The sequence below is a fragment of the Nocardia sp. NPDC050712 genome (assembly GCF_040654295.1).
Classification (GTDB): domain Bacteria; phylum Actinomycetota; class Actinomycetes; order Mycobacteriales; family Mycobacteriaceae; genus Nocardia.
Map to the genome: position 1 here is coordinate 688,187 of NZ_JBFAHT010000003.1, position 25,736 is coordinate 713,922.

Annotated in this window: 28 protein-coding genes; 17 read left to right on the plus strand and 11 right to left on the minus strand. The window is 68.0% G+C overall.

Annotation, left to right across the window (positions count from 1 at the left end; all coding sequences use genetic code 11):
• Window positions 1-23 precede the first annotated feature (23 nt).
• A complete protein-coding gene (locus tag AB0H76_RS23625) occupies window positions 24-1,727 on the plus strand; it encodes a tetratricopeptide repeat protein (RefSeq protein ID WP_357327773.1) in 1,704 nt (567 codons plus the stop codon).
• Window positions 1,724-2,980: a CHAT domain-containing protein gene (locus AB0H76_RS23630; protein WP_357327776.1), complete on the plus strand. Its 1,257-nt coding sequence runs from the start codon at window positions 1,724-1,726 to the stop codon at window positions 2,978-2,980. Before AB0H76_RS23625 ends, AB0H76_RS23630 begins: the two co-directional genes overlap by 4 nt.
• 11 nt (window positions 2,981-2,991) lie before the next feature.
• Here the strand turns inward: AB0H76_RS23630 and AB0H76_RS23635 are convergent, their stop codons facing one another.
• Window positions 2,992-3,417: a Rid family hydrolase gene (locus AB0H76_RS23635; RefSeq protein ID WP_357327779.1), complete on the minus strand. Its 426-nt coding sequence runs from the start codon at window positions 3,415-3,417 to the stop codon at window positions 2,992-2,994.
• Between the two features lie 113 nt (window positions 3,418-3,530).
• Between AB0H76_RS23635 and AB0H76_RS23640 the strand changes: the two genes are divergently transcribed.
• From AB0H76_RS23640 to AB0H76_RS23650, 3 genes are all read left to right on the plus strand, one after another.
• Window positions 3,531-4,013: a MarR family winged helix-turn-helix transcriptional regulator gene (locus AB0H76_RS23640; RefSeq protein ID WP_357327782.1), complete on the plus strand. Its 483-nt coding sequence runs from the start codon at window positions 3,531-3,533 to the stop codon at window positions 4,011-4,013.
• Between the two features lie 133 nt (window positions 4,014-4,146).
• A complete protein-coding gene (locus tag AB0H76_RS23645) occupies window positions 4,147-4,503 on the plus strand; it encodes a nuclear transport factor 2 family protein (protein ID WP_357327785.1) in 357 nt (118 codons plus the stop codon).
• A 50-nt stretch (window positions 4,504-4,553) separates the two neighbouring features.
• Window positions 4,554-4,973, plus strand: a complete 420-nt coding sequence (locus AB0H76_RS23650) for a hypothetical protein (protein WP_357327788.1) — start codon at window positions 4,554-4,556, stop codon at window positions 4,971-4,973.
• 68 nt (window positions 4,974-5,041) lie between these two features.
• Here AB0H76_RS23650 and AB0H76_RS23655 read toward each other — a convergent pair whose 3' ends face one another.
• Window positions 5,042-5,239, minus strand: a complete 198-nt coding sequence (locus AB0H76_RS23655; protein ID WP_357327791.1) for a hypothetical protein — start codon at window positions 5,237-5,239, stop codon at window positions 5,042-5,044.
• On the opposite strand from AB0H76_RS23655, the gene AB0H76_RS23660 reads away from it, so the two are divergent.
• A complete protein-coding gene (locus AB0H76_RS23660) occupies window positions 5,238-6,227 on the plus strand; it encodes a DUF5919 domain-containing protein (protein ID WP_357327794.1) in 990 nt (329 codons plus the stop codon). The genes AB0H76_RS23655 and AB0H76_RS23660 overlap by 2 nt on opposite strands.
• A complete protein-coding gene (locus AB0H76_RS23665; RefSeq protein ID WP_357327797.1) occupies window positions 6,224-7,051 on the plus strand; it encodes an inositol monophosphatase family protein in 828 nt (275 codons plus the stop codon). Before AB0H76_RS23660 ends, AB0H76_RS23665 begins: the two co-directional genes overlap by 4 nt.
• 4 nt (window positions 7,052-7,055) lie before the next feature.
• On the opposite strand, the gene AB0H76_RS23670 is transcribed toward AB0H76_RS23665, so the two are convergent.
• From AB0H76_RS23670 to AB0H76_RS23680, 3 genes are all read right to left on the minus strand, one after another.
• Window positions 7,056-7,355: a hypothetical protein gene (locus AB0H76_RS23670; protein ID WP_357329844.1), complete on the minus strand. Its 300-nt coding sequence runs from the start codon at window positions 7,353-7,355 to the stop codon at window positions 7,056-7,058.
• Between the two features lie 149 nt (window positions 7,356-7,504).
• Entirely contained in the window at window positions 7,505-9,298 is a 1,794-nt protein-coding gene (locus AB0H76_RS23675; RefSeq protein ID WP_357327799.1) for an ABC transporter substrate-binding protein/permease, read from the minus strand.
• A 72-nt stretch (window positions 9,299-9,370) separates the two neighbouring features.
• Entirely contained in the window at window positions 9,371-10,165 is a 795-nt protein-coding gene (locus AB0H76_RS23680) for an LLM class F420-dependent oxidoreductase (protein ID WP_357327802.1), read from the minus strand.
• 101 nt (window positions 10,166-10,266) lie between these two features.
• Here AB0H76_RS23680 and ugpC point away from each other — a divergent pair, with 101 nt between their 5' ends.
• On the plus strand, window positions 10,267-11,343 hold the full coding sequence (ugpC, locus tag AB0H76_RS23685) for a sn-glycerol-3-phosphate ABC transporter ATP-binding protein UgpC (protein WP_357327805.1): 1,077 nt from the start codon (window positions 10,267-10,269) through the stop codon (window positions 11,341-11,343).
• 52 nt (window positions 11,344-11,395) lie between these two features.
• Here ugpC and AB0H76_RS23690 read toward each other — a convergent pair whose 3' ends face one another.
• Both AB0H76_RS23690 and AB0H76_RS23695 read right to left on the minus strand, forming a co-directional pair.
• Window positions 11,396-11,671 (minus strand): hypothetical protein, encoded by a 276-nt coding sequence (locus AB0H76_RS23690; RefSeq protein ID WP_357327808.1) that lies wholly within the window; start codon window positions 11,669-11,671, stop codon window positions 11,396-11,398.
• A 113-nt stretch (window positions 11,672-11,784) separates the two neighbouring features.
• A complete protein-coding gene (locus AB0H76_RS23695) occupies window positions 11,785-12,288 on the minus strand; it encodes a helix-turn-helix domain-containing protein (protein WP_357329846.1) in 504 nt (167 codons plus the stop codon).
• Between the two features lie 80 nt (window positions 12,289-12,368).
• On the opposite strand from AB0H76_RS23695, the gene AB0H76_RS23700 reads away from it, so the two are divergent.
• Together AB0H76_RS23700 and AB0H76_RS23705 are read left to right on the plus strand one after the other, a co-directional pair.
• Window positions 12,369-13,538 carry an acetyl-CoA C-acyltransferase gene (locus AB0H76_RS23700; RefSeq protein ID WP_357327811.1) on the plus strand — a complete coding sequence of 390 codons (1,170 nt, stop codon included), beginning with the start codon at window positions 12,369-12,371 and terminating at the stop codon, window positions 13,536-13,538.
• Window positions 13,539-13,594: 56 nt separating this feature from the next.
• Complete coding sequence (locus AB0H76_RS23705) at window positions 13,595-14,563, plus strand: o-succinylbenzoate synthase (RefSeq protein ID WP_357329848.1); 969 nt, start codon at window positions 13,595-13,597, stop codon at window positions 14,561-14,563.
• On the opposite strand, the gene AB0H76_RS23710 is transcribed toward AB0H76_RS23705, so the two are convergent.
• Window positions 14,560-15,069, minus strand: a complete 510-nt coding sequence (locus AB0H76_RS23710) for a TIGR04338 family metallohydrolase (protein ID WP_357327814.1) — start codon at window positions 15,067-15,069, stop codon at window positions 14,560-14,562. The genes AB0H76_RS23705 and AB0H76_RS23710 overlap by 4 nt on opposite strands.
• A 125-nt stretch (window positions 15,070-15,194) precedes the next feature.
• The gene (locus AB0H76_RS23715; protein ID WP_357327817.1) at window positions 15,195-16,040 is read right to left on the minus strand and encodes a DUF2786 domain-containing protein; all 846 of its coding nucleotides are present in this window, start codon (window positions 16,038-16,040) and stop codon (window positions 15,195-15,197) included.
• Between the two features lie 150 nt (window positions 16,041-16,190).
• On the opposite strand from AB0H76_RS23715, the gene AB0H76_RS23720 reads away from it, so the two are divergent.
• From AB0H76_RS23720 to AB0H76_RS23745, 6 genes are all read left to right on the plus strand, one after another.
• Window positions 16,191-17,492 carry an ABC transporter substrate-binding protein gene (locus tag AB0H76_RS23720; protein ID WP_357327820.1) on the plus strand — a complete coding sequence of 434 codons (1,302 nt, stop codon included), beginning with the start codon at window positions 16,191-16,193 and terminating at the stop codon, window positions 17,490-17,492.
• Window positions 17,493-17,591: 99 nt separating this feature from the next.
• Complete coding sequence (locus AB0H76_RS23725; RefSeq protein WP_357329850.1) at window positions 17,592-18,509, plus strand: sugar ABC transporter permease; 918 nt, start codon at window positions 17,592-17,594, stop codon at window positions 18,507-18,509.
• Window positions 18,509-19,384 carry a carbohydrate ABC transporter permease gene (locus AB0H76_RS23730; protein WP_357327823.1) on the plus strand — a complete coding sequence of 292 codons (876 nt, stop codon included), beginning with the start codon at window positions 18,509-18,511 and terminating at the stop codon, window positions 19,382-19,384. The genes AB0H76_RS23725 and AB0H76_RS23730 overlap by 1 nt, the downstream gene beginning before the upstream one ends.
• Before the next feature lie 124 nt (window positions 19,385-19,508).
• Complete coding sequence (locus tag AB0H76_RS23735) at window positions 19,509-21,782, plus strand: transglycosylase domain-containing protein (RefSeq protein WP_357327826.1); 2,274 nt, start codon at window positions 19,509-19,511, stop codon at window positions 21,780-21,782.
• A 271-nt stretch (window positions 21,783-22,053) separates the two neighbouring features.
• Window positions 22,054-22,512 carry an effector binding domain-containing protein gene (locus AB0H76_RS23740; protein WP_357327829.1) on the plus strand — a complete coding sequence of 153 codons (459 nt, stop codon included), beginning with the start codon at window positions 22,054-22,056 and terminating at the stop codon, window positions 22,510-22,512.
• A gap of 5 nt (window positions 22,513-22,517) precedes the next feature.
• Window positions 22,518-22,943 carry a GyrI-like domain-containing protein gene (locus tag AB0H76_RS23745; protein WP_357327832.1) on the plus strand — a complete coding sequence of 142 codons (426 nt, stop codon included), beginning with the start codon at window positions 22,518-22,520 and terminating at the stop codon, window positions 22,941-22,943.
• 64 nt (window positions 22,944-23,007) lie between these two features.
• On the opposite strand, the gene AB0H76_RS23750 is transcribed toward AB0H76_RS23745, so the two are convergent.
• Both AB0H76_RS23750 and AB0H76_RS23755 read right to left on the minus strand, forming a co-directional pair.
• Window positions 23,008-24,120: an inositol-3-phosphate synthase gene (locus AB0H76_RS23750; protein WP_357327835.1), complete on the minus strand. Its 1,113-nt coding sequence runs from the start codon at window positions 24,118-24,120 to the stop codon at window positions 23,008-23,010.
• Window positions 24,113-24,670, minus strand: a complete 558-nt coding sequence (locus AB0H76_RS23755) for a PadR family transcriptional regulator (protein WP_357327838.1) — start codon at window positions 24,668-24,670, stop codon at window positions 24,113-24,115. Before AB0H76_RS23755 ends, AB0H76_RS23750 begins: the two co-directional genes overlap by 8 nt.
• A 163-nt stretch (window positions 24,671-24,833) precedes the next feature.
• Here AB0H76_RS23755 and AB0H76_RS23760 point away from each other — a divergent pair, with 163 nt between their 5' ends.
• Window positions 24,834-25,223: a DUF5318 family protein gene (locus AB0H76_RS23760; RefSeq protein ID WP_357329852.1), complete on the plus strand. Its 390-nt coding sequence runs from the start codon at window positions 24,834-24,836 to the stop codon at window positions 25,221-25,223.
• Window positions 25,224-25,736: the final 513 nt, after the last annotated feature.

Consider the following 25,736-nt stretch of genomic DNA (forward strand, 5'->3'; position numbering starts at 1 on the left):
ACCGACGAGTTACCGGAGTTGTGATGGATCAGGAAACCCCGCCGGACGACGGGCGGGCAGTGCTGCTCGCCGGCGCCGAGGCCTATCAGCGCGGCGACGTCGCCGGCGCCCTGCGCATCTTCTCCGAGGCGGCGGCGAGCAGCACCGGGGGACTGCGGGTCAGCGCGCTGATCAATGCCGCGAGCATGGCCGACGAACTCGGCGACCACGCCACCGCGCTCACCTGGTACCGCGAGGCGCTGACCGAGATCCCGGCCGACGCCGTCGAAAAGCGTTGCAGCGCACTGGTGAACTACTCACAGGCCTTGCAGCACCTCGGCGAGCTGGATGCGGCGCAGGCCGCCCTGGAGGAAGCCCGCGCCTTGCTCGCCGACAGCGGCGAGGAACTCGGCATGCTGCGCGTCGCCTGCCTGCTGTCACTGGGCGCGGTCGCCTTCCACCGCGGCCAATGGACCCGCACCATCGAGATCGCCACCGAATCCCTGGACACCGCCGTACGTTTCGCGCCACAGCTGGCGGGTCACCCGCTGATGAACCTGGCGGGCGCCTACTTCGAGAGCGGCCGGCACGACCTGGCGCTCGACTTCGCGCAGCAGGCACTGGCGGCCTTCGAGGCGGCGGGCGATGTCAACGCCGTCGCCGAAACCCGGCAGAACCTCGCCACCATGCACATCCGCCGGAACCGGCACGACGAGGCCGAACCGCTGCTGCGCGCCAGCCAGGACTACTTCGAGCAGGCGGGGCTGGGACATCGCGCCGGGATCGGCCTGAAAACCCTCGGCTTCCTCGCCGAAGGACGCGACGACCTGACCCAGGCGGCCGAGCTCTACACCCGGGCCTACACCTACTTCCGCGATTCCGGCGCGGTGCTGGACGCCGCCGACGTCCAGGTTCGCTTGGCCACCGTCGCCTACGCGGGCGGCCAGGTCGACGAAGGCGAAACTCTGCTCGCCGCGGCCTACACCGCCTACGCCGATCGCGGCCTCGGATTGCACTGCGCCCAAATCGATTTCTGGCATGCCCTGCTGCTGGAATCGGTCCTCGATCACGTCACCGACCCCAGCCCCGTCGTCGCGGCCGCCACCGACCTCGCCCTCACCTCCGCCCTCGCCATCGACGCCGTCCGCCACACCTTCCCCAACGGCAGCCAGCGCCACCAATGGACCACCCAAATCGCCGACCCCGCCATGCGCCTCGCCTTCCGCTTCGCCTACCTCAGCGCCGACGCCCAACTTCTGTTCGACCTCATCGAAACCCAATGCGCAGGCGCCACTCTCCAACCCGCCGCTACCGAACCTCCTGGCACCAAACAGTTCCCGATCGAAATGCTCGACCCGCCACAAGCCCCGCCCGCTACCGATCCGGACTCCCCCGGCACGCTGCTGGCCGGCACGCAGGCGGCGACCGCCACGGTGGAATCCGTCCACACCCGCGAGCGGGAACTACAGCCTCGAGACGCGCAGCCGCACCTCCGGGACACGCAGGTCGCCACGAGCCCCACGGTCCAGGCAGGCCCCCTGCCATCGGATGCGCCGAGCCCCCCGCCGGCCACGCTGCGCTTGGCAGCCGCCCTGGCCGATGTCGCTGCTGGTGCGGGCCTCCCGGTCGCGCTTCCGCCCCGCCTGATCGTGGAGCCCGATGGGCACATCGCGCTCGCGACCTACATCGCGGCGGCGGAGCAACGCTACGGACGACCGGTCCGCGACCAGCGGGAGGTGACCGCATGACGCGCACGACGGAGCAGCCGATCGTGCTGGTGCGGATGGCCGACGCGGGTGATCTGTACATGTCGTGGCGCTGGGTCGGAGAGGTCGCGCCGGGTGGGGTGAGCATGCTGCCCGGGGACGCGATCGATGCGGCGGTGGCGCAGCTGGCGGCGGCGTTGCCGGTGCCGGGTGCCTCCGATGGCCTCGAACAGGCGCTGACCAGTGCTGCGTTCGCGAAACCGGATTCGGAATACCTGCTGGCGCGGGACCTTTCGCGAGCGCTACTGCCCTCCGGCTTGGCCGAGCAACTGGCGCACCTGCATGCACAGGGGATCCGTCCCCTGATCCGATTGCAACCGTCGCCACGAGTCGCTCAGGTTCCGTGGGAGATTCTTGCCCCAGCCCCCGAACTGCGGCTACTCGACCTCGCGGATATCGCACTGCTGGCACCCGCCGGCATCCTGGCGGGACGGGTCGCGCGCAACTGGGCCGACCAGCGGCACCTCCCGGTGATCGGGATCCTCGATCCACGGATTCCGGGCTTCCGGGCCGACTCCGCGCTCGGGTCGGTCCTCGGCCGCATGGACGCGCCGTCGACACTGACCGAGCGAATCACCGAGTACCTCGCACAGCAGCGGTTTGCGCCCGAGATCGACAACGCCTTCGACGCGTTCCGCCGCACCGACCTGGATCGCGACTGGCTCAGCACCGCACTGCGCAAGGGCGCGAGCCGACTGCTCTACGTCGGCCACGTGACCGCGGCGGTCCCGGAATCCGGCCAGAGCGAGAACGCCGAACTCCACCTCACCTGCGGCGCCGAGACCACCGGTTTCGCACCCGCCACCCGCACCCATCGCCCGCTGTCCGCCAAGGACTTCCTGCTGGGCACCCACACTCTCGAATCCGAACCCGTTGCGGGAAACGAACTCTGGCCGATCCCGAGCCGGGTCGCCCTGATCGCCTGCGAAAGCGGCGGCGACCTGCGCTTCACCGAAGCGCTCGGCCTGACCGCCGCCATGCTCGCCGGCGGCGCGGAACTCGTCACCGCCACCCGCTGGCCTCTACCGACCGATCTCGCCTTCCAGCGTTTCGCGGGCACCAGCGCGCGCCCACTACTGGACACCATCTGCGCCGTGGACGAGGCACACGATTCCGCGGAACCCGTTGCCACTCTCGTCGATTGGCAACGCGATCGCCTGCATTCCTGGCGCACCGACGGTGGCATCGAACACTCCCCGATCCTCTGGAGCGCTCTCGCCACCATCAGCACCTAATACCCGCCGGCTCAGCTCCCGGAGCCGACGATGGCGGTAACCCGGATCTCCACGCGCATGGCGGCGAGCCCGAGCACCGTGACGCCGGTCTCGGTCCAGATCGGCGCCCGGCCGCCCAGTCGACGGCGGAACTGCTCGGCCATGACCGAGTTGTGGTCGTCGCCGATGGCGTCGTCCCCCGGTGCGACCTTGTGATACGAGTTGACGTGGATGACGTCCTTCCAGGTCGCTCCCACCGTGGCGAGCGTGCGCTCCACATTGTCGAAGGCCCGAATGATCTCCTCCTCCAACGAGTCCGGGATGACCAGATCGTCATCGACCCCGCCCTGGCCGGAGGTCTCGACCCGGTCCCCGACACGAACGGCCCCGCTGTAGCCGTAGGCCTCGTGCAGCTTCTCCCCGAAGCCCGGAGTGACGCCGAAGCTGATGGTGCTCATGATGTTCCCTCTTCCTGTCTTCGACTGCATGACTTCATACGTGAACTCATGGCGTCCAGCATTTATTTCAAGCGTAAAGTGATCGCAGACTTCACAGGAGGGTGGAAAGGTCCATGAGCAGCGCGGATGAGCACAACGATGAACTGCGATGGCTCAATGAGCAGGAGAAGGCGGCTTGGACCGGCCTGATCTCCCTCGTTCTGCTGCTACCCGCCAAGCTGGAATCACCACTGCGGCAGGAACACGGTCTCACCCTGTTCGAGTACCTCGTGCTCAGCCATCTCTCCGAGGCCCCCGAGCGCACCTTGCGCATGGGCGAGCTCGCCTTCCTCGCGAGCGGATCGCAGTCCCGGCTGTCCAACGTTGTCAAACGCTGTGAACAGCGCGGCTGGGTCGTGCGGGCGCCCGACCCGGCCGACGGCCGCTACACCCTCGCCGAACTCACCGATACCGGCTTCGACCTCGTGCACGCGGCCGCGCCCACCCACCTGCGCGCTGTGCGCGGCCTCGTCCTCGATTCCCTCGACACGACCGATCAGAAGGCCCTCGCCCGCATCGCGCACAAGCTCCGCATCGTCCCGGACGACCTCGGCTGACAGCCCTACCTAAGTACCTACGTCGAAAAGTACTTATAGGCGACTGATTCGGCGACCCCTCCCTGCGCCATAACGTAGTTCTCGTCAGCAAGACAGACCGAGAAATACCAGCTCAAAGCCTTGGAGGAAGATCATGAACGAGCTCGTCGCGCAGTACCTGGAAGCCTGGAACACCACCGACGCCGAGGCCCGCAAGGCCGCTGTCGCCCGGGTCTTCACCACGGACGCGACCTACGTCGATCCGATGGTCGACGTCGCCGGCCACGCCGGCCTGGAGGCGGTCATCGCCGGGGTGCAGGCGCAGTTCCCCGGCTGGACCTTCCGCCTCGGCGGCCCGGTCGACGCCCACCACGATCAGGTCCGCTTCACCTGGGATCTGGGCCCGGCCGACGGCCCGGCCGTGGTGATCGGCTTCGACGTCGCCGTCGTCACCGACGGCAAGATCGCCCAGGTCTTCGGCTTCCTGGACAAGGTCCCCGCCGCCGCCTGACCCAGGCGAATCACCTTCCCCCCATTGATTTTACGAGAAAGAGCCCCGCCATGAGCACCACCGCCCCCACCATGATGTCCGACCTGATGGCCCCCGGCCCGAAACTGCTGCGCCTGTCCCTGCGCGCCGACGCCCTGATCACCGGCGTGAACGGCCTTGCCTACCTGGCCCTTTCGGGCCCGCTGGAATCCCTGCTCGGCCTGGACCGCGAGCTCGGCATCCCGATCGGCATCTTCCTCACCCTCTACGGCATCGCCGTCGCCGTCATCGGCGCCCCCGCCGACCCCAGCACCGCCGCCGCCCGGGCCGCGGTCCTCGTCAACGCCGCCTGGGTCGTGCTGAGCCTCGCCGCCCTGGTCACCGGCACCCTGGACCTGAACCTCGCCGGTTCCATCTGGGCGGTAATGCAAGCGGGCACGGTCGGCGCCTTCGCCGCCCTCCAGTACCTGGGAATCCGCAAAGCCTCCTGACCCCAACGATTCTCGCGCCCGACGCGGCACCGCCCAGGTGCCGCGTCAAGCGCGTTTCCGCGCCCTCGTCAGAACCCGAACTTCGGCCGCTCGGCCGGGCGCAGGCGGCCCTCCCGCACGAGCACCGTCTTGGCGTACAGCTTGACCGGGCAGGCGGTGATCGGGCAGTCGATATGGGTTCGCATGATCGCGCCCGCGGCTTCGGCGTCGAGACCTTCCGGCGGAACGCTGTGGTCCGACAGCGGGAGACCGTGTTCGGGAAACATGTGCGGAACCTCCGATACGCGGATAGTCCTCGGATTCTGCGCCGGGCACCGGTCCGATCGCGTCGCCGCTGATGGCTCATATCGCGCAATTCGTATCTTCCGTGTCTATTCCTCGAGCTACTCTCGCGACACCAGTCGATGGGAGCCGGCGATGGGGACTGTTCTCAAAGCGCTACTGCAGCAACGACATCTGCAGACCGTTTCGTCGTTCAATCGGCACTACGATCAGCTGGCCCGAAAGATCGAACCGGAGCTGGTGGGCGCCGGTCCGAAAAAGGCGCAGTTCTATCGATGGTTGTCCGGTGACATGACCGGGCTGCCCTATCCCCATCACTGCCGGATTCTGCGGGCCATGTTTCCGGACTGGTCGGTCAGTGATCTTTTTCGCGAATACGTGGAAACGGAATTCGCCGCGACTTCCGCCGGTACCGACCGGCAGTCCAGAACGGCCGACGTCGAGGCGATCTTTCCCACCCGCACGGATTTCGTGCAGTCGATGCCGCCGAATCAGTTCCTCCGGGCCACCCGGCACATCGACGCGATGGGGTTGTCGCTGAACCTGCTGTGCCAGCAGGTACACGACTCGACCATCCTCGGGCTGGTCGAATCCGGAACCGCCATCCGCTGCCTCTTCCTCAATCCACACGGCGTCCATGTGCGCAGTCGCGAGGTGGAGGAAGGACACGAGACGGGAATCCTGTCCAGCCTGACCGAGCTGAATATTCGTTCGCTGCAACGCATTCGCCGCCGAGCGACGCCGGACGCGGCCGGCCGCATCGAGCTGCGAACCTACGATCAACCGGTGCGCTTCAATATCACCATCGTCGATGCGGAGATGTGCATCGTGCAGCCCTATCTGCCGAACTGCCGGGGCGTGGAATCTCCGACCTTCGTTTGCCGGAAATCATTGGGGCCCGGCTTGTTCGACAGCTTCGCCGGGGTATTCGCCGCCATGTGGGGCCAGGCCGATCCGGTGGACGCGCAGTGACCGACGAACTACTAGCCATCGCGCGCGCGGCGGTCGCGGAGGGCGCGAAGATGCTCGGCACCGCCGAGCGCGGAACGGTACGCGCCAAAGGAGATCGGGATTTCGTCACCGACCTGGATCATCGGATTCAGGACGCGTTACGGGAGCGACTCGCGATCTGCACCCCCGGTTTCGGCTTCATCGGTGAGGAATCGGCCCCGGCGGACGCCGATCTCGACGCGGAGTACGCGTGGGCACTGGACCCGATCGACGGCACCTCCAACTTCATCCACGGCCTGCCACTATGCGCGGTATCGCTGGCCCTGGTGCACCGCGGGCAGCCGCTGATCGGCGTGATCGAAGCGCCCTTTCTGAACCTGGCGTACTACGGAGCCGCCGACCGCGGCGCCTACGTCAACGATCGTCCGATCGGGGTGAGCGCTACTCGCACACTCGACAGCGCCATCGTCTCCCTCGGCGACTACGCGGTCGGGCCCGACGCGCGAACGAAGAACGAACGCCGCCTGGCGGTCACCGCCGCACTCGCGGACACCGTCGAACGGGTCCGGATGTTCGGCTCCGCGGCCCTGGATCTGGTCTGGGTGGCCGAAGGGCGCACCGACGCCTGCGTGATCCTGTCCAATCAGCCCTGGGATACCGCGGCCGGAGTCCTCATCGCTCGCGAAAGCGGCGCGCTGATCAGTGATTCCACCGGCGCACCGCACAGTTTCGACTCGGCGGACACGATCGCCGCTACCCCCGCGATCGCCGCGCGGTTACAAGCCCTGCTGTTACCCGGCGCCCGCGGTTCTGGTCGTGACCCACGACCAGAACCGACCGGGTGAGGACTCAGTGGTCGTCGTAGTGATCCCCGTGGACGGCGTGGCGGTGGCCGTCGTGCAGGTAGTCGACGTGATCGCCGTGCTGGACCGAGTCGTGGCCGCAGTCGGGGCCGTGGATGTGGTCGTGGTTGTCGCAGGGCTGGTGGCCGCCGGGCTCGCACTCGTCATAGTGGCCGTCGTGGGCGCGGTGCAGGTGGCCGTCGTGGGCGTAGTCGGTGTGGTCGCCGTGCGGGACGGCGGTGTGGCCGCAGTCGGGGCCGTGGGCATGGTCGTGCGCGGTGTGCTCGAGGTGTGCGGTGGTCATCAGAATCTCCCTCTTCTCGCTGAGTGAATCGGTGTGTTCTGCTACCGCCGACACATTAGTGAGTGCGCATCAATGCACGTTGCTCAGGATGTGCTAACCAATCGCGATCAGGACCGCCGATAGGCGTTGCCTTTTCGGGTGTTTCGCCCGTTTCAGCGCCCCTCGGTGACGGTGGCGGTCTCCAGGGAATCGAGGGGGCGACCGACCTTGGGGCGCGCCTGGCGCATCCGGCGGTCGAAGTAGTTGACCAGGTGGGTCAGCGGGATCGTCAACAGCAGATAGACCAGGCCGGCGGCCACCAGCGGGGAGAGATTTCCGGTCTGCGCGTTGAGATCCCGGCCCACGGCGAACAGTTCGCGCTGGGTGGCGAGCAGGCCGAGGAAGTAGATCAGCGAGGAGTCCTTGATCAGCGCGATGAATTGGTTCATCAACGCGGGCAGCACCTTGCGCACACCCTGCGGAATGACGATCAGCCGCATTGCCTGCCGGTAGCTGAGCCCTACCGCCGCGGCGGCTTCCCGCTGTCCGACATCCACCGATTGGATACCCGAGCGGAAGATCTCGCCGATGTAGGCCGAGGCGAGCAGGGCCAGCGCGAGCGCACCGAGCCAGTACGGGTTGTTGCCGGTGAGATTGCGGGAGACCGGCCCCAGGCCGAGCCCGATCAGCAGGATGATGACCACGGCGGGCAACCCGCGGAACACGTCGGTATAGATCCGGGCGGGCCAGCGCAGCCAGCGGGTGCGGGAGATGCCCGCCACCGCGAGCAGCATGCCGAGGATGGTGCCCAGCACTCCCGAAACCACGGCCAGGATAATGGTATTCGGCAGACCGGTCTTGATCAGATCGGGAAAAGCCTTGCGGTACAACGACCAGTCGAAGAAGGTCTCGCGCAGCTGCTGCAGCGTCGACTTCGGCGCGACCTGCTCGGCCGGCTTGTCCCCGGCGTGCTCGGCGGCGACGGCCGCGAAGTCCGGCACCTGCGGCGCGGGCGCCGCCTTGGAGCCCGGCTTCCAGCCGGGCGGGAACTGGCGCGGCACCCAATCGGTGTACAGCTTGGCGTAGGTGCCGTCCGCGATCACCGCGTCCAGCCCGCTGTTGAGCGCGTCGATCAACGGCTGATTGCTCTTACCGACCGCCCACGCGGCGAAATTGTCCAGGCTGTAGGCGTTTTGGACGACCGAGGTGCCGTCACCCGGCTTGATCGCGCCATCGGCCTGCGCGGACGGCGCCACCCAGGCGTCCACCTGGCCGGACTTCAGATTCGCGTAGGCGGTGTTGTAGTCGGGGAACTTCACCGGGTCCAGACGCAGCGTGTTGACCACGTAGTCGTCCTGCACGGTGCCCTGCACGACGGCGATCCGCTTGCCCGCGTTCAGGTCCGCGAACGTGTCGATACCGCTGCCGTCGCGGACGACCAGCGCGAAGTAGCCGAAGTCGTAGCCGTTGGTGAACCCGACCAGCTCGCGCCGCGCCGCGGTGGTGGTGATGTTCGAGGAGCCGACGTCGAAGCGCTTACCCGCCACCTGCGCCAGCAGCCCGGCGAACTCGGTGCCCGAGAACTCCACGCGCAGGCCAATTTTCGCCGCGACGGCTTCCAGCAGCAGGTTATCGAACCCGGTGAACTGCCCCTCGGAGTTGACGCAGATGCTGGGCGGCGCGTCCGAGAGGGTGCCGACGCTCAGCACGCCGGGGGTGATCAGCCCCAGCTTGCCGGCATCGATCGAGTCCACCGGCCGGGTCGATTCGGTCGTGTACCGGTCCGGTCCGGCGGCCTCGGAGGAGGCCAGGTTCTGTGGCGCCGCCGAGGCGGCGTCCAGCCCCGGCGGGGCACACAGGTCCCGGGTGGAGTCGCTGCCGGACGCACACCCCGTCGCCACGACACCGACAGCGAGCAACATCACGGCGATCAACGCACGGAACCGCACGACACGCAGGCTGGCCATGACCGACAACCTTATCGGTGCGATCCGCGAATACCCGGTTATCCGAGTGAGGGTTGCGCCACCCGGCTCGGGTCAGGCCAGGCCGCCGACCGATTCCGGATTGACCTCGTCGCGCCAGCGCACGGCCTGCTCGACGTCGGACAGGTCGTAATCGGGCCCGTTCACCGCCACGGTGAACAGCGAGACCCCGGCGGCGCGCAAACCGGGCGCGTCGGCCACGCCCTGCCACTGCACGGAGCGTTCGATCTCGGCCTGCTCCCGCCCGACGACACCGCAGTGCTCGGCCAGGATGGTGTTCTTGCGGGCCAGCACCTCCACGTCGGCGAAGCTGTGCCAGATATCGGCGTACTCGGCGACCAGGCGCAGCGTCTTCTTCTCGCCGCCGCCACCGATGAGGATCGGGATGTCCCGGACCGGGGCCGGATTCAGCTGCTTCAGCCGGGCATCGATCCGCGCCATCGATTCCTTCAGCAGCGCCAAACGACTTCCGGCGGTGCCGAACTCGTAGCCGTACTGCTGATAGTCCTTCTCGAACCAGCCCGCGCCGATGCCGAGGATCAACCGGCCGTCACTGAGGTGATCGACCGTGCGCGCCATATCGGCCAGCAGATCCGGATTGCGGTAGCCGCCGCCGGAGACCAGCGCGCCGATCTCCACCCGCTCGGTCTGCTCGGCCCAGGCGCCCAGCATCGTCCAGCACTCGAAGTGCGCGCCGTCCGGATCACCGGACAGCGGATAGAAGTGGTCCCAGTTGAAGACGATGTCGACGCCCAGATCCTCCGCGCGCAGCACCGCGTCGCGGATCAGGCCGTACTTGGGGGAATGCTGCGGTTGCAGCTGGACTCCGATACGCACCGGCTTGCTCATGCTGAAGAGGCTACCGATCTCGCGGACACCTTGTAGAGTCCAGCCAACCCTGTACTCGGATCGTCCGGCACGTTCCTGCCGGTGAATGGGATGGATTTGGCATGGCTACAGTGACCTTCGACAGTGCGACCCGGCTCTACCCGGGCTCGACCAAACCGGCCGTCGACCAGTTGAACCTGGAGATCGCCGACGGCGAATTCCTGGTCCTGGTCGGACCCTCCGGTTGCGGCAAATCCACCTCGCTGCGCATGCTGGCCGGCCTGGAGGAAGTCAACGGCGGGCGCATCCTGATCGGCGACAACGACGTCACGCACGCCGAGCCCAAGGAACGCGATATCGCGATGGTGTTCCAGAACTACGCGCTCTACCCGCACATGTCGGTGGCGGAGAACATGGGCTTCGCGCTCAAGCTCGCCAAGGTCGCCAAGGCGGAGAAGGATCGCCGGGTGCTCGAGGCCGCGAAGCTGCTGGACCTGGAGCCCTACCTGGATCGCAAGCCCAAGGCCCTCTCCGGCGGCCAGCGCCAGCGCGTGGCGATGGGCCGGGCGATCGTGCGCTCCCCGCAGGTCTTCCTGATGGACGAGCCGCTGTCCAACCTGGACGCGAAGCTGCGCGTGCAGACCCGCACCCAGATCGCGCAGTTGCAGCGCCGCCTCGGCACCACCACCGTCTACGTCACCCACGACCAGGTCGAGGCCATGACCATGGGCGACCGCGTCGCCGTGCTCAAGGACGGCCTGCTGCAGCAGTGCGCGACCCCGCGCGACCTGTACCGCGACCCGGCCAACGCCTTCGTCGCCGGCTTCATGGGCTCGCCGGCCATGAACATGTTCACGCTGCCGGTGCAGAACGGCACGATCGCGCTGGGCGGGCACGCGCTCCCGGTGCCGCGCTCGGTGGTCGACGCGGCCGAGGGTTCGGTGATCGTCGGCATCCGCCCCGAGCACCTGGAGATCGGCGGCGGCCTGGACAAGGGCATCGAGATGGAGGTGGACGTGGTCGAGGAGCTCGGCTCCGACGCCTACATCTACGGCCGCACGCTCGACGACAGCGCGGGCGAAACGATTGTGGCGCGGGCGGATTGGCGTAACCCGCCGGCCAAGGGCACCCGCCTGAAGCTGGCCACCACGGCCGATCACACCTACTTCTTCGCCAACGACGGCCGCCGCCTGAACTGAGCAGTCCCCGAACTCGAGCCGTTCCGCCTGGCGCGGAACGGCTTGTTCGCGTTCACACCGCGATGAACATCGAGATCGAGGCCAGCACCAGCAGAACCGAGGCGCCCGCCCAGACCAGGCTGGAGCCGCCGCGCTCGCGAGCGCGCCGGCCCACGAACCGGGGCACGCCCAGGATCAATCCCATGACGACCCAGCAGACCGCCAGCGCGGCAAGCACTTCGGTGACCGCGACGCCACCCTGGAAAAAGGTGACGACCAGCGCGAAGGTGGCGTAGAGCACGGCGGCGCCGCCGAGGATCGCCGCGACCGTGAAGAGCAGTTTGCTCACGCTCGCGTCCCATGTTTTCGGCTGTCGCACTTCCTGATACCGGTAGGGCATGCCCCCCATCATGGCAATGCGCTACCGATCCCGGCACGGGGAAATTACTCAGGTGCGCAAGCTCACGTGCGCGTGGCCACCCAGTCCCGGTTGACGCGCACGCCCAATTCCTCCAGCGCGATCTCCTTGCCTGCGGCGCTGCGGATCTCGACGCGCACCGGAGTGCCGGTGCCGGCCTCGACCAATTGCAGGGGCGCCGGGCCCGGTTGCAGATAGTCATCGCCCCACTGCATCAGTGCCAGCACGGCGGGCAGCAGGCCGCGGCCCATCTCGGTGAGCACGTACTCGTGCCGGGTGCGCTTGCCTTCCTCCTGGTAGGGGCGCTTCTCCAGGAGGCCCGCGGCGGTGAGTTTGCGCAGTTGCGCGGCGGCCGCCGCGTCGGTGACGCCGATGCGGGCGGCGAAGCCGTCGAAGCGGCGGGTGCCGTAGTAGGCCTCGCGCAGGATCAGGACCGCCGAGCGGGTGCCGACGATGTCGAGCGCTTTGGCGATCGAGCATTCGCTGGGCTGCCACGAGCTCAGATCTGCCAAGGGTCCTTCCATTACCGCTGCCATGACGTACATCATAGCCACGCTGACTTGTGCCGACTATTGCCAGGGGTAATCTGGCTATTGGAAGATAGAGTCAGCTTCGGAAGGACAGGGCCATGAGAGACGCGGTGATCGTCGAGGCGGTACGCACTCCGATCGGCAAGGGCAAGCCGAACGGCGCGCTGCACGACGTGCACGCGGTCGACCTGCTCGCGCACAGCCTGCGCGCGGTGGTGGACCGCAGCGGTATCGATCCCGCGCTGATCGACGACGTGATCGGCGGCATCGTCACCCAGGTCGGGGAGCAGGGCTCGAACATGGCCCGGCGCGCGGCGCTGGCGGCGGGCTACCCCGAATCCGTGCCCGCCACCACGGTGGACCGGCAGTGCGGCAGCAGCCAGCAGGCCATCCACTTCGCCGCCCAGGGCGTCATCTCCGGAGCCTACGACATCGCGGTCGCCGCGGGCGTGGAGTCGATGGGCCGAATCCCGATGGGCGCCAACATGGTCGGCTTCGGCGACCCGTCCGGCGTCGGCTTCACCGAGCGCTATCCGGAAGGCCTGGTGTCCCAGGGCATCAGCGCCGAACTGATCGCCGCGCGCTGGGGCCTGACCCGGTCCCAGCTGGACGAATTCGCCCTCGGCAGCCACGAAAAGGCCGCGCTGGCAACGAAGAACGGTTCATTCACGGCCCAGCTGGCGCCGTTGAACGGCCTGGAGACCGACGAGGGCATCCGCGTCGGCAGCACCCTGGAAACCCTGGGCAAGCTGCGCCCCGCCTACTACGACGAGGCCATGGCCGCCCGCTTCCCGGAGATCGGCTGGCAGATCACCGCCGCGTCGGCCAGCCAGGTCAGCGACGGCAGCGCCGCGGTCCTGATCATGACCAGCGAACGCGCCCGCGAACTGGGCCTGACGCCGCTGGCCCGGGTGCACAGCTTCGCCGTCGCCGGCGACGACCCGCTGCTCATGCTCACCGCCGTCATCCCGGCCACCCAGAAGGTGCTGCACCGTGCGGGCCTGCGACTCTCCGATATCGACCTGGTCGAGATCAACGAGGCCTTCTCCCCTGTCGTTCTGTCCTGGGCGAAGGACACCGGAGCCGACCTGTCCCGGGTGAACGTCAACGGCGGCGCCATCGCCCTGGGCCACCCGCTCGGCGCCTCCGGCGCCCGCCTGGCCACCACCCTGGTGCACGCCATGCGGGAACGCGGCGCCCGCTACGGCCTGCAAACCATGTGTGAGGCCGGCGGCCTGGCCAACGCCACCATCTACGAACGGCTCTGAGCGCCGCGCCGGTACCCGACCCGTCGGGTACCGGCGACAGTCGTAGGGTGGCGAACGTGACTGCCGAGGCCGAACCCGTGGTGTACGCGATTCCGATGCGGACCCGCTTCCGCGGGATCACCGTGCGGGAAGGGATGTTGATTCCCGGGCCGCTCGGCTGGGGCGAGTTCTGCCCGTTTCCCGAGTACGACGATCGAGAGGCGGCCGGGTGGCTGGCGACGGCGGTCGAGCAGAGCACGGTGGGGTGGCCGGAGCCGGTGCGGGATCGGATACCGATCAATTGCACTGTGCCCGCGGTGGATCCGGAGCGAGCGCATCGGATCGTCGCGGAGTCCGGGTGCCGCACCGCGAAGGTGAAAGTCGCCGATCATCCGGATTCGCTGGGCGAGGATCTCGCTCGGGTCGAGGCGGTGCGGGACGCGCTCGGGAGCGCGGGCGCGATCCGGGTGGACGCCAACGCGGTCTGGGATGTCGATACCGCGATCGCGAACATCGTCGAGATCGATCGGGCCGCAGGCGGTTTGGAGTACGTCGAACAGCCCTGCCGCACCATCGAGGAACTGGCGGCGGTGCGCCGCAAGGTGAACGTGCGGATCGCCGCGGACGAATCCATTCGCCGCGCCGAAGATCCGCTGCGGGTCGCGGTGGCGGGCGCCGCCGACATCGCGGTCCTCAAATGCACGCCGCTGGGCGGTGTGCGCCGCGCGCTGCGAGTGGCCGAGGCGGCGGGGCTGCCCTGCGTGGTGTCCTCCGCGCTGGAAACCAGCGTGGGTCTCGCGGCCCAGCTGGCCCTGGCCGGCGCGCTCCCCGAACTCGATTTCGCCTGCGGCCTGGGCACGACCGCCCTCTTCGAAGGCGACGTCGTCACCGATTCACTGCGTCCGGTCGACGGCTACCTCACCGTCCCCCGCACGCCACCGGTCCCCGACCCGGATCTGCTGCTGCGCTACCGGCACCCCGATCCGGAACGAACCACCTGGTGGCACCACCGTTTCCAGCGGGTCCAGCAGCTACTGAACGCCTAGTTGAAGCGGACGCCACAGTTCAGCAGGGTGGCACGCAGCAGCAGCGCCGCCTCCGGCCCGATGATCCCGTCGACCAATTCCAGGTAGCAGGAACAGAATTCGGGCCCGTGCGGGGCGATGTCGCGACTCGGCCCGAGGTGGTGGGCGATTTCGTGCAGCACCACCAGTTCCCGGAGAGCCCACGCGGTCCCGCCGGTGTGCAGAGGCACCGCCAGGACCGCGTCGGCCGCCTCGTAGTGGGCAGCGGTCGCTCCGGCACGCGACCGGACCCGCACCGGGATCGAGGCCCTATCCCATTGCGCCCGAACCCAATTGAGCGCGAGCACCTTGTCAGCATAGGCCTGTACCGAGGTCACCGAAGCGAAACGGCGCTCGATCGGCAGGGTGATCTGTGACCCGTACAAATCGACGGTGCGGCTGCCGAACCGATCGGCCCGATCGAAGACTCCGCGCACCAGCTGTTCGGCGTCGTAGACCTTGGCCCGCTGGCTGTCACGCACGCTCATCGCACCGAATCCCGCCCTCCACCCGGCCGCGGCAGCACTGCCCGGACACCGACCGGTCCGTCAATTGTCCACAACCCGGCCCGTTTTCGCGCGGTGGGAAATCCATACACAATCATCCACAGGACTCATCCCGGATCGCGCCGCGTCAACTGCCCACGGGCCGCGCCCAACTCGGGCGAGGTACCCAGCCGGGCCGCCTTGCCCGCACGGTCGCCGGCACGCCGGGCCGCGGCGGAATGCCCGGCCGAGGCCTGCGGGCCGCGCCAGGTGCCGCGCGCCTCGGACGTCTGCCGATAGAAGTCGACGAGCTCGATTTCCTTGTCGCGCAGGGCCAGCGCGGTACCGGAGGCCGATTCCGACGGCGCCACCGCCTCGGTCTCGACCTCCTGCTTCACCGCCGCCAGCCGCTTGCCGACCCGGGCCGCGAACGCCATCTGAAAGTTCAGCCGCGCCGTCACCGGCGCGACCGGCGCTTGCACGCGCCGCTGCACCGTTCGCCCCCAACGTTTTTCGGCCACCACCTTCTCTACGGTCGCGGTTTTGTACGCGCCCGACTTGATGTAGTGATCCGAAGCCCGCACCATCTGGATCAGCAGACTTGTATAGAGCGCTTCACAGGTATCGATATCGGAGTCGAAGCCGTAGGCGTAGACCTGTGTCGACGTACGGGCAACATCGCAGCGCACGTCATTGGCGTGCGCGATCGCGACGAACAGCTGCACATAGGTGCGCAGCCCCTTCTTCCCCGCCTCGCCGATCGGAATCGCGCGCTGCACCGGGGTCGGCCTGCGCTCGCGCCCGTGCACATGAGCCCGGGCCACCGCCAGGTCGATGGCGGAGCGGGTCGCCAGCCGCTGGGCCGCGGCCAGGAAGGCCTCGGCCTCGTGCTCGTTGTCGGTGGACTCGGCCTGCCGCAGCAATCCCCCGATGCGGGTCAGCATCCGGTCGGGAACTCCATTCGGCACAGTCATCGCCCGCCATCGTAAAAGAGGCCCGCGCCACGCGATCCGGTGCGTACGAAAGCGGCACAATCGGGACGGCCTCCGCGCACACCATGTATCTTGCCTTGTGCAAGCGGCAGTCTGTGCCGCCGCTCACGATCTGAACCTGGAGTGAACGCGATGGCTATAAAGAAGGTGTCGGCCCTACGTTCGTCGCTCGTGCCGCGGGCCGCCCTGGCGGCCACCGCGTGTGCGCTGCTGGCCGCGACGTTCACCAGCGGCTGTTCCAGTGACAGCGGCACCAACCCGACCGGGCAGAACCTGACCGGCCGCGGCCCCATCACCTACGTCGAGGGCAAGGACACCACCGACACCGGTGTGGTCAAGCAGCTCATCGAGCGCTGGAACGCCGCGCACCCCGCCGAGCAGGTGACGTTCAAGGAGCAGTCCAACGACGCCTCGCAGCAGTACGACGACCTGGTCGAGCACATGCGCTCCAAGTCGGCCGACTACGACGTGGTCGCCCTGGACGTGCCGTGGACCGCGGAGTTCGCCGCGAAGGGCTACCTGCAGCCGCTGAAGGACACCTTCACCATCGACACCTCGACGCTGCTGTCGCCGCCGGTGGCCAGCGCGACCTACAACAACACGCTCTACGCGGCGCCGCGAAACACCAACGGCGGCCTGCTGTTCTACCGCACCGACCTGGTCCCGACCCCGCCGAAGACCTGGACCGAGCTGCTCAGCCAGTGCCCGGTCGCCAAGGCGCAGAACATCGGCTGCTACGCCGGTCAGTTCGCGACCTACGAGGGCCTGACCGTGAACACCTCCGAGGTGATCAACGGCTTCGGCGGCACCTTCGTCGGCCCCGACGGCAAGACCCCCACGGTGAACAGCCCGCAGGCCCGCAAGGGTCTGACCACGCTGGTGGACGCCTACAAGAACGGTGACATCCCCAAGGAAGCCATCACCTTCAAGGAGCCCGAGTCGGCCAACGCCTTCCAGTCCGGCAAGCTGATGTTCCTGCGCGGCTGGCCGTCCACCTTCGGCGATCTGGGCTCGGAGGGCTCCGCGGTGAAGGACAAGTTCGCCGTCGCGCCGCTGCCCGGTGAGAACGGCGTCGGCGCCTCCACCCTCGGCGGCTACAACGCCGCGATCAGCGCGTTCTCCAAGAACAAGGCCACCTCGGTGGACTTCCTGCGCTACCTGATCAGCGAAGAGGCCCAGCAGTTGGTGGCGGCGAGCTCGCTGCCCTCGGTGCGCGCCTCGATGTACGACGACCCGGCCCTGATCGCGAAGATGCCGTACCTGCCCGCCCTCAAGGACTCGATCGCCAGCGCGGTGCCGCGCCCGGTCACCCCGTTCTACCCGGCGGTCTCCAAGGCCATCCAGGACAACGCCGCCGCCGCGCTGCGCGGCGAGAAGTCCGTGGACGACGCGATTGTCGGAATGCAGAAGGGCATCGAGTCGGCAGGCTCGTAGTAGACCCGACCCAACCGTAGGAGAGAGATAACGGTGTCGGATCCTTCTGGAACGGCTACATCCAAACGCTTCAACTTCCGCGACAGCGGTAAGCCGTGGCTGTTCGTCGCGCCGGTGCTCCTCGCACTGGCGGTGGTCATCGGATATCCGGTGTTCCGCGCGATCTACATGTCGTTCCAGAAGGACGCGGGTCTGGACCCGGCGACCGGCATGTTCGTCGAGGGCGGCAATGCCGGGTTCGCCAACTACACGCACTGGCTGCTGCAGCAGTGCACGCTGCCCACCGGGGACACGGTGGCCTGCCCGACGGGCAACCTCGGGTCGCAGTTCTGGCTGGCCATCGGCGTCACCCTGTTCTTCACCGTCGTCACCGTCGCGCTGGAGGCCACCATCGGCCTCGGCATGGCGATGATCATGGGCAAGAGCTTCGCCGGCCGGGCGCTGCTGCGCGCGGCGGTGCTGATCCCCTGGGCCATCCCGACCGCGGTCACCGCGCGGCTGTGGGAGTACATGTTCCAGTACGACGGCGTGGTGAACCGGGTGTTCGGCACGAACATCCTGTGGACCACCGATCCGTGGTTCTCGCGGTTCGCGGTGATCGCGGCCGACGTGTGGAAGACGACGCCGTTCATGGCGTTGCTGCTGCTGGCCGGTCTGCAGGTGATCCCCGGTGATGTGTACGAGGCCGCGAAGGTCGACGGCGCGGCGGCCTGGCAGCGGTTCACCCAGATCACGCTGCCGCTGCTCAAGCCCGCGCTGCTGGTGGCGGTGCTGTTCCGCACCATGGACGCGCTGCGCATGTTCGACCTGCCCGCGATCATGACCCAGGGCAACCCGAGCACCCGGACCGCCTCGATCCTGGTGGTCGACCAGTTCCGGCAGGGTCCCAACAGCGCCGCGGCGCTGTCCACCCTCACCTTCCTGCTCATCTTCGCGATCGCGTTCCTGCTCGTGAAGGTGCTGGGCGCCAATGCCGTTCGCACTCAGGAAGCCCAGCGAGAAGGGGCGGTGCGCTGATGGCGGTCGCGACGAAAACCCCGGCCGTGCAATCGGTGCCGTGGACCAAGCGGCTCACCTCGGTGCGGCTGTACCTGGGCGTGCTGATCATTCTGGTGTGGGGCCTCGGCCCGTTCTACTGGATGGCGGTCACCGCGTTCCGCGATCCGGACTACACCTTCGAGAACACGCCGTGGCCGACCCATCTGACGATGGAGAACTTCCGCAACGCCTTCGACACCAGCCGCGGCAACGACTTCGGCAAGGCGCTGATCAACAGCCTGATCATCGGCACGGTCACCACCGTGCTCGCGCTGGTCATCGGCATCTTCGCCGCCTACGCGCTGGCCCGGCTGACCTTCCGCGGCAAGTACCTGGTGTCCGGGCTGATCCTGTCGGCCTCGATGTTCCCGGTGGTCGTGCTGGTGACCCCGCTGTTCCAGCTGTTCACCAATATCGGCTGGATCGGCGAATACCAGGCGATGATCATCCCGAACATCTCCTTCGTGCTGCCGATGACGGTGTACATCCTGGCCTCGTTCTTCACCGAACTGCCCTGGGAGCTCGAGGAGGCCGCGCGCATCGACGGCGCCAGCAAGATGCAGGCCTTCCGCCTCGTCATGCTGCCGCTGGCGGCGCCCGCGGTGTTCACCACCGCGATCCTGGCGTTCATCGCCGCGGTCAACGAGTATCTGCTGGCGCGCCTGCTCTCCAGCGGCACCACCGAGCCGGTCACGGTCGCGATCGCGCGGTTCTCCGGCAACAACCCGCTGGTTCCGCCGTACGCGGCGATCATGGCCGCGGGCACCATCGTCACCATTCCGCTGGTGATCATGGTGCTGATCTTCCAGCGTCGCATCATCTCCGGCCTGACCGCGGGCGGCGTGAAGAGTTAGGGCCCTCGTGTCGGGGTGCGATAGCATCCCGGCACATCCCGGGCGCGATAGTCTCGAAGCGTCAGGTGTGCTTTACCGATGGCTGTTTCGGCACAGGTGAGTTCGACCGACGCTCCGGGAGGAGATGATCGTGCGTTCGGTTTTCGGCAAGCGAAGAGGGCAGAAGAAAGCGCCGCCGTCGTCCTATGCCTCACTCGCCGGCTGGGATGAGCCGACGCTGCCGGCCACGCCGGCGGTGCAGCCCACGCGCCCGCCCCGGCCCAGGCCCCGCCCGGCCGCTCGCGAACGCCCCGCCCCGAATCCCGATCGGCCCCGGCGCAGTCGCGCCGAACGTGCCCGCAGACTCGTGCTCGCGCTGTTCATCCTCTTCGTCGGCGTGCCCGCCCTGCTCTCGGGTCTGGCCTACTGGGGCGCCGAGATCCCCGATCCGGCCGCCGTGCAGACCAATCAGATCGCCACCATCCTGGCCGCCGACAGCACCACCGTCATCTCCAAAGTGGTTCCGCCGGACGGCAACCGGACCCCGGTCCCGCTCTCCGAGGTACCCCAGCACGTGCGCGACGCCGTGCTCGCGGCCGAGGACCGCACCTTCTACACCAACGCCGGCTACTCCACCTCCGGCTTCCTGCGCGCCAGCCGCGACAACCTGCTCGGCCGGGAGAACGCCGGCGGCGGTTCCACCATCACCCAGCAGTACGTGAAGAACGCCTTCCTCGGTTCCGAACGCACCGTGAGCCGCAAGATGCGCGAGCTGATCATCGCCGCGAAGATGTCGCGGCAGTGGAGCAAGGACGACATCCTCTCCGCCTACCTCAACACCGTCTACTACGGCCGTGGCGCCTACGGCATCGCCGCCGCGTCCCGCGCCTACTTCGGCAAGGATCCGATACACCTCTCGCGCGCCGAGGGCGCGGTGCTGGCCGCGGTGCTGCGCACCCCCTCGCTGCTGGATCCGGAAACCCATCTGCCGGACCTGAAAGCGCGCTGGCAGTACGTGCTCGACGGCATGGTCGAGATGGGCGTGCTGGCGCCCGGCGATCACGGCGTCACCCGCTTCCCCGACATCCTCCCGATCACCGAGATGCCGCTGGCGAACGAGGCCCGCGGCCCGGAGGGCCTGATCCGCACCCAGGTGCTGCGCGAGCTGCGCGCCTCGGGCATCAGCGAAAGCGATCTGAACACCGGCGCCCTGCAGATCACCACCACCATCGACGCGCGGGCACAGCAGGCCGCGCTGGGCGCGATCACCGATCGGCTCGGCCCGCAGCCGCCCGAGCTGCGCGGCGCGGTGGTGTCGATCGATCCGCGCTCGGGCGCGGTGCGCGCCTACTACGGCGGCACCGACGGCATCGGCTACGACTTCGCCCAGGCGCCGCTGCAAACCGGTTCGGCGTTCAAGGTTTTCGCGGCGATCGCCGCCCAGCAGCAGAGCATTCCGCTGCACCGGGTGATGGACAGCTCCCCGGTGACCGACCGCGGCACCAAGATCAGCAATGTGGACGGCGAGAGCTGCGGCAAGTGCAGCATCGCCGAGGCGCTCAAGCGCTCGCTGAACACCACCTTCTACCGGCTGACCATGACCATGTTCAACGGCCCCGGCGCGATCGCCGACGCCGCGCATCAGGCCGGCATTCCGGAAGAGATCCCCGGCGTCGCGGGCAAGACGCTCACCGAGGACGGCGGCCGCCCGCTCAACGGCATCGTGCTGGGCCAGTACCTGGTCCGGCCGATCGACATGGCCTCGGCCTACGCCACCATCGCCAATTCCGGTGTCTACCACCAGCCGTACTTCGTGCAGCGCGTGGTGACCGGCGACGGCCGCGTGCTGCTCGACCGCGGCGCGCCCGAAACCCGGGTCGGACAGCAACTCCCGGACGGCGAGCAGCGCATCCCGCGCCACATCGCCGAGAACACCGTCGCGGCCATGGCGCCCATCGCGGCCTACTCCAACGGCCACGCCCTGGCCGAGGGCCGCCCGACCGGCGCCAAGACCGGCACCACCCAGCTCGGCGAGAGCGATTGGAACAAGGACGCGTGGATGATCGGCTTCACGCCCTCGCTGTCCACCGCGGTCTGGGTCGGCAGCGAGCAGTCCCAGCCGATCCGCACCGCGCGCGGCGCCGACATCTACGGCTCGGGCCTGCCGGCCGATATCTGGAAGCAGGTGATGGACGGCACACTGTCGGGCACACCGGTGGAACCGCTGCCGGAACCGGCCGCTCCGGCCGCCAGTCAGGGCCTGATTCCGGGTACTCCGTCCGGGGGTCCTTACGACATTCTCAACCCGCAGAACCAGGCCCCGCAGCCGGAGCGGGAGCCGGCGATCGTCTTCCCGCCCGGCCCCGGCCCGGGCGAGGTGGAGATTTTCCCCGGTTTCAGCTTCCCGGTGCCCAGGTGACAGCCGTTTCACAGCCAGTCTTGTCGATCTTGTGACCTACCACGCCCCACAGGAACACATGACGTGGCAGCATCGTTTGCCAGAGTGAGAGCGAAGCCTGGGTGAAAACTGCGAATCCGGATCCGGGTCGGCACTGACGCCGAGGCGAGGATGCGGAAGGATAGCGCTCGAGCGACGAACAGCGGCGCGAACGACGAGCCAGGAAGGCCCGGGAGCACGAGGCTCCCGGAGCGCCGCCAAGCGAAACAGACTAGACATAGGGGCAACGCCGGTGGATTTCAATGTCGTTGACCGTCCCGAGACGCTGGTGGCGGGCACTGTACTGCGCAGCCCGGCGCTCGCGGTCGAAGGGCCGCGCCGCGTCAAGGTGGAAGAAGCGTGGAAACGCACCATGACGCGCGAACTGCCCGGCCCACCGACGACCGCGTACGTCGACCACGCGCCGGAGATCAACTCGTATCTGACCCATATCGTCGGCTACCGCTGCAAGAGTCTGGACGATCTGCAGGCCGGCGACGTGCTCGCCCGGGTGCCGGCGGGCCGGTTCGCCCGGTTCACCGCCAGCGGCGACAACCTCGGCGACACCATAGTCAGCATCTGGCGGGCGGTGTGGGACGCCGAGGCGGCAGGCAAGTTCGTGCGCTCCTACACCGGAGACTTGGAGCACTATCCGGATTCGCGCACGGCCGAGGTGTTCGTGGCGCTGGCGGACGACCAGGGCGAGGGGTAAGAACTGTGGACTTCGAGATTGTCACCTTGGGCGAGAGCATGGTCGCGGGCCTGACCATCCCGTTGACCGGCCGCGAGGTGACCGCACGCGATCTGGACCTGGTGAACTTCACCTGGGACCGCTACCTGGCCCGGGAGAAGACGGTGCCGCGCGTGGCGGCCTACATCGGCCAGAACGATCACGCCGTCGCCGTGCTCGGCTACGAGGTCGGCGGCCTGGGCGACGTGGACGAGGGCGACGTGCTGACCCGCATCCCCACCGGCCGCTACGCGAAATTCGTTGTCTCCGACAAGCCTTACGACCTGCTGCGCACCGCGTGGGCGCAGGTCGCCAAAGCCGAAGCGGCAGGCAAGATCACGCGCTCGCACCGGGCCGAGGTGGAGCGCTACACCGGCCCGACCTCGGTCGAGGTCTACGTCTCCCTGGACTGAACCCGACCAGAACGAAACCGGCCGAAGGCATTTCGCCTCCGGCCGGTTCTGCTTGTGCGAGGTATTACTCGGCGTCGATGATGAACGCCTCGAGCTGTGCGCGCGCGACATCGTCGGCGAGCTGCTTGGGCGGGGACTTCATCAGGTAGGCCGAGGCCGGGATGACCGGTCCGCCGATGCCGCGGTCCTTGGCGATCTTCGCGGCGCGCACGGCGTCGATGATGATGCCGGCCGAGTTCGGCGAATCCCACACCTCGAGCTTGTACTCCAGGTTCAGCGGCACGTCACCGAAGGCACGGCCCTCGAGGCGCACGTAGGCCCACTTGCGGTCGTCGAGCCACTCGACGTAGTCCGACGGGCCGATGTGCACGTTGCGGTCGTGCACCTTGCCGGCCAGCGGGCCTTCCAGGTTGGAGGTGACGGCCTGGGTCTTGGAGACCTTCTTGGACTCCAGGCGCTCGCGCTCGAGCATGTTCTTGAAGTCCATGTTGCCGCCGACATTGAGCTGGTAGGTGCGGTCCAGCACGACGCCGCGATCCTCGAACAGCTTGGCCATCACGCGGTGCGTGATGGTGGCGCCGACCTGCGACTTGATGTCGTCACCGACGATCGGCACGCCGGCGTCGACGAACTTCTGCGCCCAGACCGGATCCGAGGCGATGAAGACCGGCAGCGCGTTGACGAAGGCGACGCCCGCGTCCAGGGCGCACTGCGCGTAGAACTTGTCGGCCTGCTCCGAGCCCACCGGCAGGTAGGAGACGAGCACGTCGACCTGGGCGTCCTTGAGCACCTGGACGACGTCGACCGGCTCGGCCTCGGACAGCTCGATGGTCTCGGCGTAGTACTTGCCGATGCCGTCCAGCGTCGGACCACGCTGCACGGTCAGGCCCGACGGCGGCACGTCGGCGATCTTGATGGTGTTGTTCTCGCTGGCGAAGATCGCGTCGGCCAGGTCGAAGCCGACCTTCTTGGCGTCCACGTCGAACGCGGCGACGAACTTCACGTCGCGCACGTGGTACTTGCCGAACTTGACGTGCATCAGACCCGGAACGGTCGTGTTCTCGTCCGCGTCCTTGTAGTGCTGCACGCCCTGGACCAGGGAGGAGGCGCAGTTGCCGACGCCAACGATGGCCACGCGTACTTCCGTGGCGCTACCAGCCTTTGTGGTTTCAGTCATGGCCGATGTTTCCCTCTTTCTTTGGTGCCGCGTTCGTCGATTGCTCCGCCGCAATCAACTCGTTGAGCCAGCGCACTTCACGCTCGCTTGATTCCAGACCGAGCTGGTGGAGCTGGCGGGTGTAGCGATCCAGCGACCCACTGGCCTTCTTGATCGCCTCCCGCAAACTCTCCCGGCGTTCCTCGACCTGCCTGCGCCTGCCCTCGAGGATGCGCATCCGCGCCTCGGCGGGCGTGCGGTTGAAGAAGGCGAGGTGCACGCCGAAACCGTCATCGGTGTAGTTCTGCGGGCCGGTGTCGGCGAGCAGTTCGGTGAACCGTTCCCGCCCGTGCGGTGTCAGTTGATAGACCCGTCGCGCCCGGCGCATGGTGACGCCCGCGACGTTCTCCTCGTCGATCAATCCGTCGGCCTGCATGCGCCGCAGCGTCGGATAGAGCGACCCATAGGAGAAGGCCCGAAACGGCCCGAGCAGACCCGTGAGCCGCTTGCGCAACTCGTAGCCGTGCATGGGCGCTTCGAGGAGCAGCCCGAGAATTGCCAGCTCGAGCATCGGGCTTCACCCCCTGACGTGTGTACAGACCTAACCGGCAGATGCGATTGCCAACTATATCGCGCCGATATAGTTGAGCGCACGTCGAGGGTACGTCCCACTCTGGCCAGGGCAGCACTCGGTCATCACCAGTACTCTGGGGTCCGTGCTTATTCAGCGGCAGGTGGTCGACTACGCGCTCCGGCGCCGGTCACTGCTGGCCGACGTGTACGCGGGGCGGGTCGGTGTCGCCGAGGTATGTGATGCAAATCCCTACCTCCTGCGTGCGGCCAAATTCCACGGCCGGGGGAGCGAGGTTACGTGTCCCATCTGCCGGAAAGAGCAGCTGACACTCGTATCCTGGGTCTACGGCGACGAGCTCGGGCCGGCAGCCGGGTCCGCTCGTACCCCCGAGGAGCTGGCGCGTCTCGCCGAGACGCGTGCGGAATTCTCGGTTCATGTCGTCGAGGTATGCCGGACCTGCAGCTGGAATCATCTGGTGCAGTCCTATGTGCTCGGCACGGCGCCCGCTCCGACCAGGCGCCGCGCGAACCGGCGTACTGCCGCCGAATGAACTAACCGAAAGCGGGCGTCGGCAACGCCGACTGCCACACCTACAGGCCCCGCATATGCCCGATACGAGTTATGGAGATCTTGTCAGTGAATTCGCCTTACGAGACTTCCCCCTACGGCGATGATCCGCACGGCGGGCGTCCACCGCGCGGTTCGCACCCGGGTCCGAACTCGCCGGAGCGTCGCCAGCCGCCGCCCCCGCCCGGTTTCCGTCCGCTGCCCCCGCCGGGCGCACGGCAGCCGCAGGGTCCCCAGGGTGGTGGCCCCCGCGGGCCACAGCCGCCGCGGCAGGGTCCGCCGCCGCAGGGTCGTCCGCCGCAAGGCCGGCCGCCCCAGGGCCGTCCGCCGCAGGGCGCGCCCAATCCGCAGGCCACGCAGAAGATTCAGCAGCCGGGTCGTCCCGGCTCGCTCAGTGAGGCTGTGGCCGAGCGCAATCGGCGTCCCGAGGCCGGTGGCCGCGCGGCCGCCGGTTCCCGTCCGGTGACCGCCCCGCGTCCCGCCACCGAGCGTCCGG

Coding starts and splice junctions, on each gene's coding strand:
- AB0H76_RS23625 (WP_357327773.1), top strand. CDS start 24: ATGGATCAGGAAACCCCGCCGGACGACGGGCGGGCAGTGCTGCTCGCC.
- AB0H76_RS23630 (WP_357327776.1), top strand. CDS start 1,724: ATGACGCGCACGACGGAGCAGCCGATCGTGCTGGTGCGGATGGCCGAC.
- AB0H76_RS23635 (WP_357327779.1), bottom strand. CDS start 3,417: ATGAGCACCATCAGCTTCGGCGTCACTCCGGGCTTCGGGGAGAAGCTG.
- AB0H76_RS23640 (WP_357327782.1), top strand. CDS start 3,531: ATGAGCAGCGCGGATGAGCACAACGATGAACTGCGATGGCTCAATGAG.
- AB0H76_RS23645 (WP_357327785.1), top strand. CDS start 4,147: ATGAACGAGCTCGTCGCGCAGTACCTGGAAGCCTGGAACACCACCGAC.
- AB0H76_RS23650 (WP_357327788.1), top strand. CDS start 4,554: ATGAGCACCACCGCCCCCACCATGATGTCCGACCTGATGGCCCCCGGC.
- AB0H76_RS23660 (WP_357327794.1), top strand. CDS start 5,238: ATGTGCGGAACCTCCGATACGCGGATAGTCCTCGGATTCTGCGCCGGG.
- AB0H76_RS23655 (WP_357327791.1), bottom strand. CDS start 5,239: ATGTTTCCCGAACACGGTCTCCCGCTGTCGGACCACAGCGTTCCGCCG.
- AB0H76_RS23675 (WP_357327799.1), bottom strand. CDS start 9,298: ATGGCCAGCCTGCGTGTCGTGCGGTTCCGTGCGTTGATCGCCGTGATG.
- AB0H76_RS23680 (WP_357327802.1), bottom strand. CDS start 10,165: ATGAGCAAGCCGGTGCGTATCGGAGTCCAGCTGCAACCGCAGCATTCC.
- ugpC (WP_357327805.1), top strand. CDS start 10,267: ATGGCTACAGTGACCTTCGACAGTGCGACCCGGCTCTACCCGGGCTCG.
- AB0H76_RS23695 (WP_357329846.1), bottom strand. CDS start 12,288: ATGATGTACGTCATGGCAGCGGTAATGGAAGGACCCTTGGCAGATCTG.
- AB0H76_RS23700 (WP_357327811.1), top strand. CDS start 12,369: ATGAGAGACGCGGTGATCGTCGAGGCGGTACGCACTCCGATCGGCAAG.
- AB0H76_RS23710 (WP_357327814.1), bottom strand. CDS start 15,069: ATGAGCGTGCGTGACAGCCAGCGGGCCAAGGTCTACGACGCCGAACAG.
- AB0H76_RS23715 (WP_357327817.1), bottom strand. CDS start 16,040: ATGACTGTGCCGAATGGAGTTCCCGACCGGATGCTGACCCGCATCGGG.
- AB0H76_RS23720 (WP_357327820.1), top strand. CDS start 16,191: ATGGCTATAAAGAAGGTGTCGGCCCTACGTTCGTCGCTCGTGCCGCGG.
- AB0H76_RS23730 (WP_357327823.1), top strand. CDS start 18,509: ATGGCGGTCGCGACGAAAACCCCGGCCGTGCAATCGGTGCCGTGGACC.
- AB0H76_RS23735 (WP_357327826.1), top strand. CDS start 19,509: ATGATCGTGCGTTCGGTTTTCGGCAAGCGAAGAGGGCAGAAGAAAGCG.
- AB0H76_RS23750 (WP_357327835.1), bottom strand. CDS start 24,120: ATGACTGAAACCACAAAGGCTGGTAGCGCCACGGAAGTACGCGTGGCC.
- AB0H76_RS23755 (WP_357327838.1), bottom strand. CDS start 24,670: ATGCTCGAGCTGGCAATTCTCGGGCTGCTCCTCGAAGCGCCCATGCAC.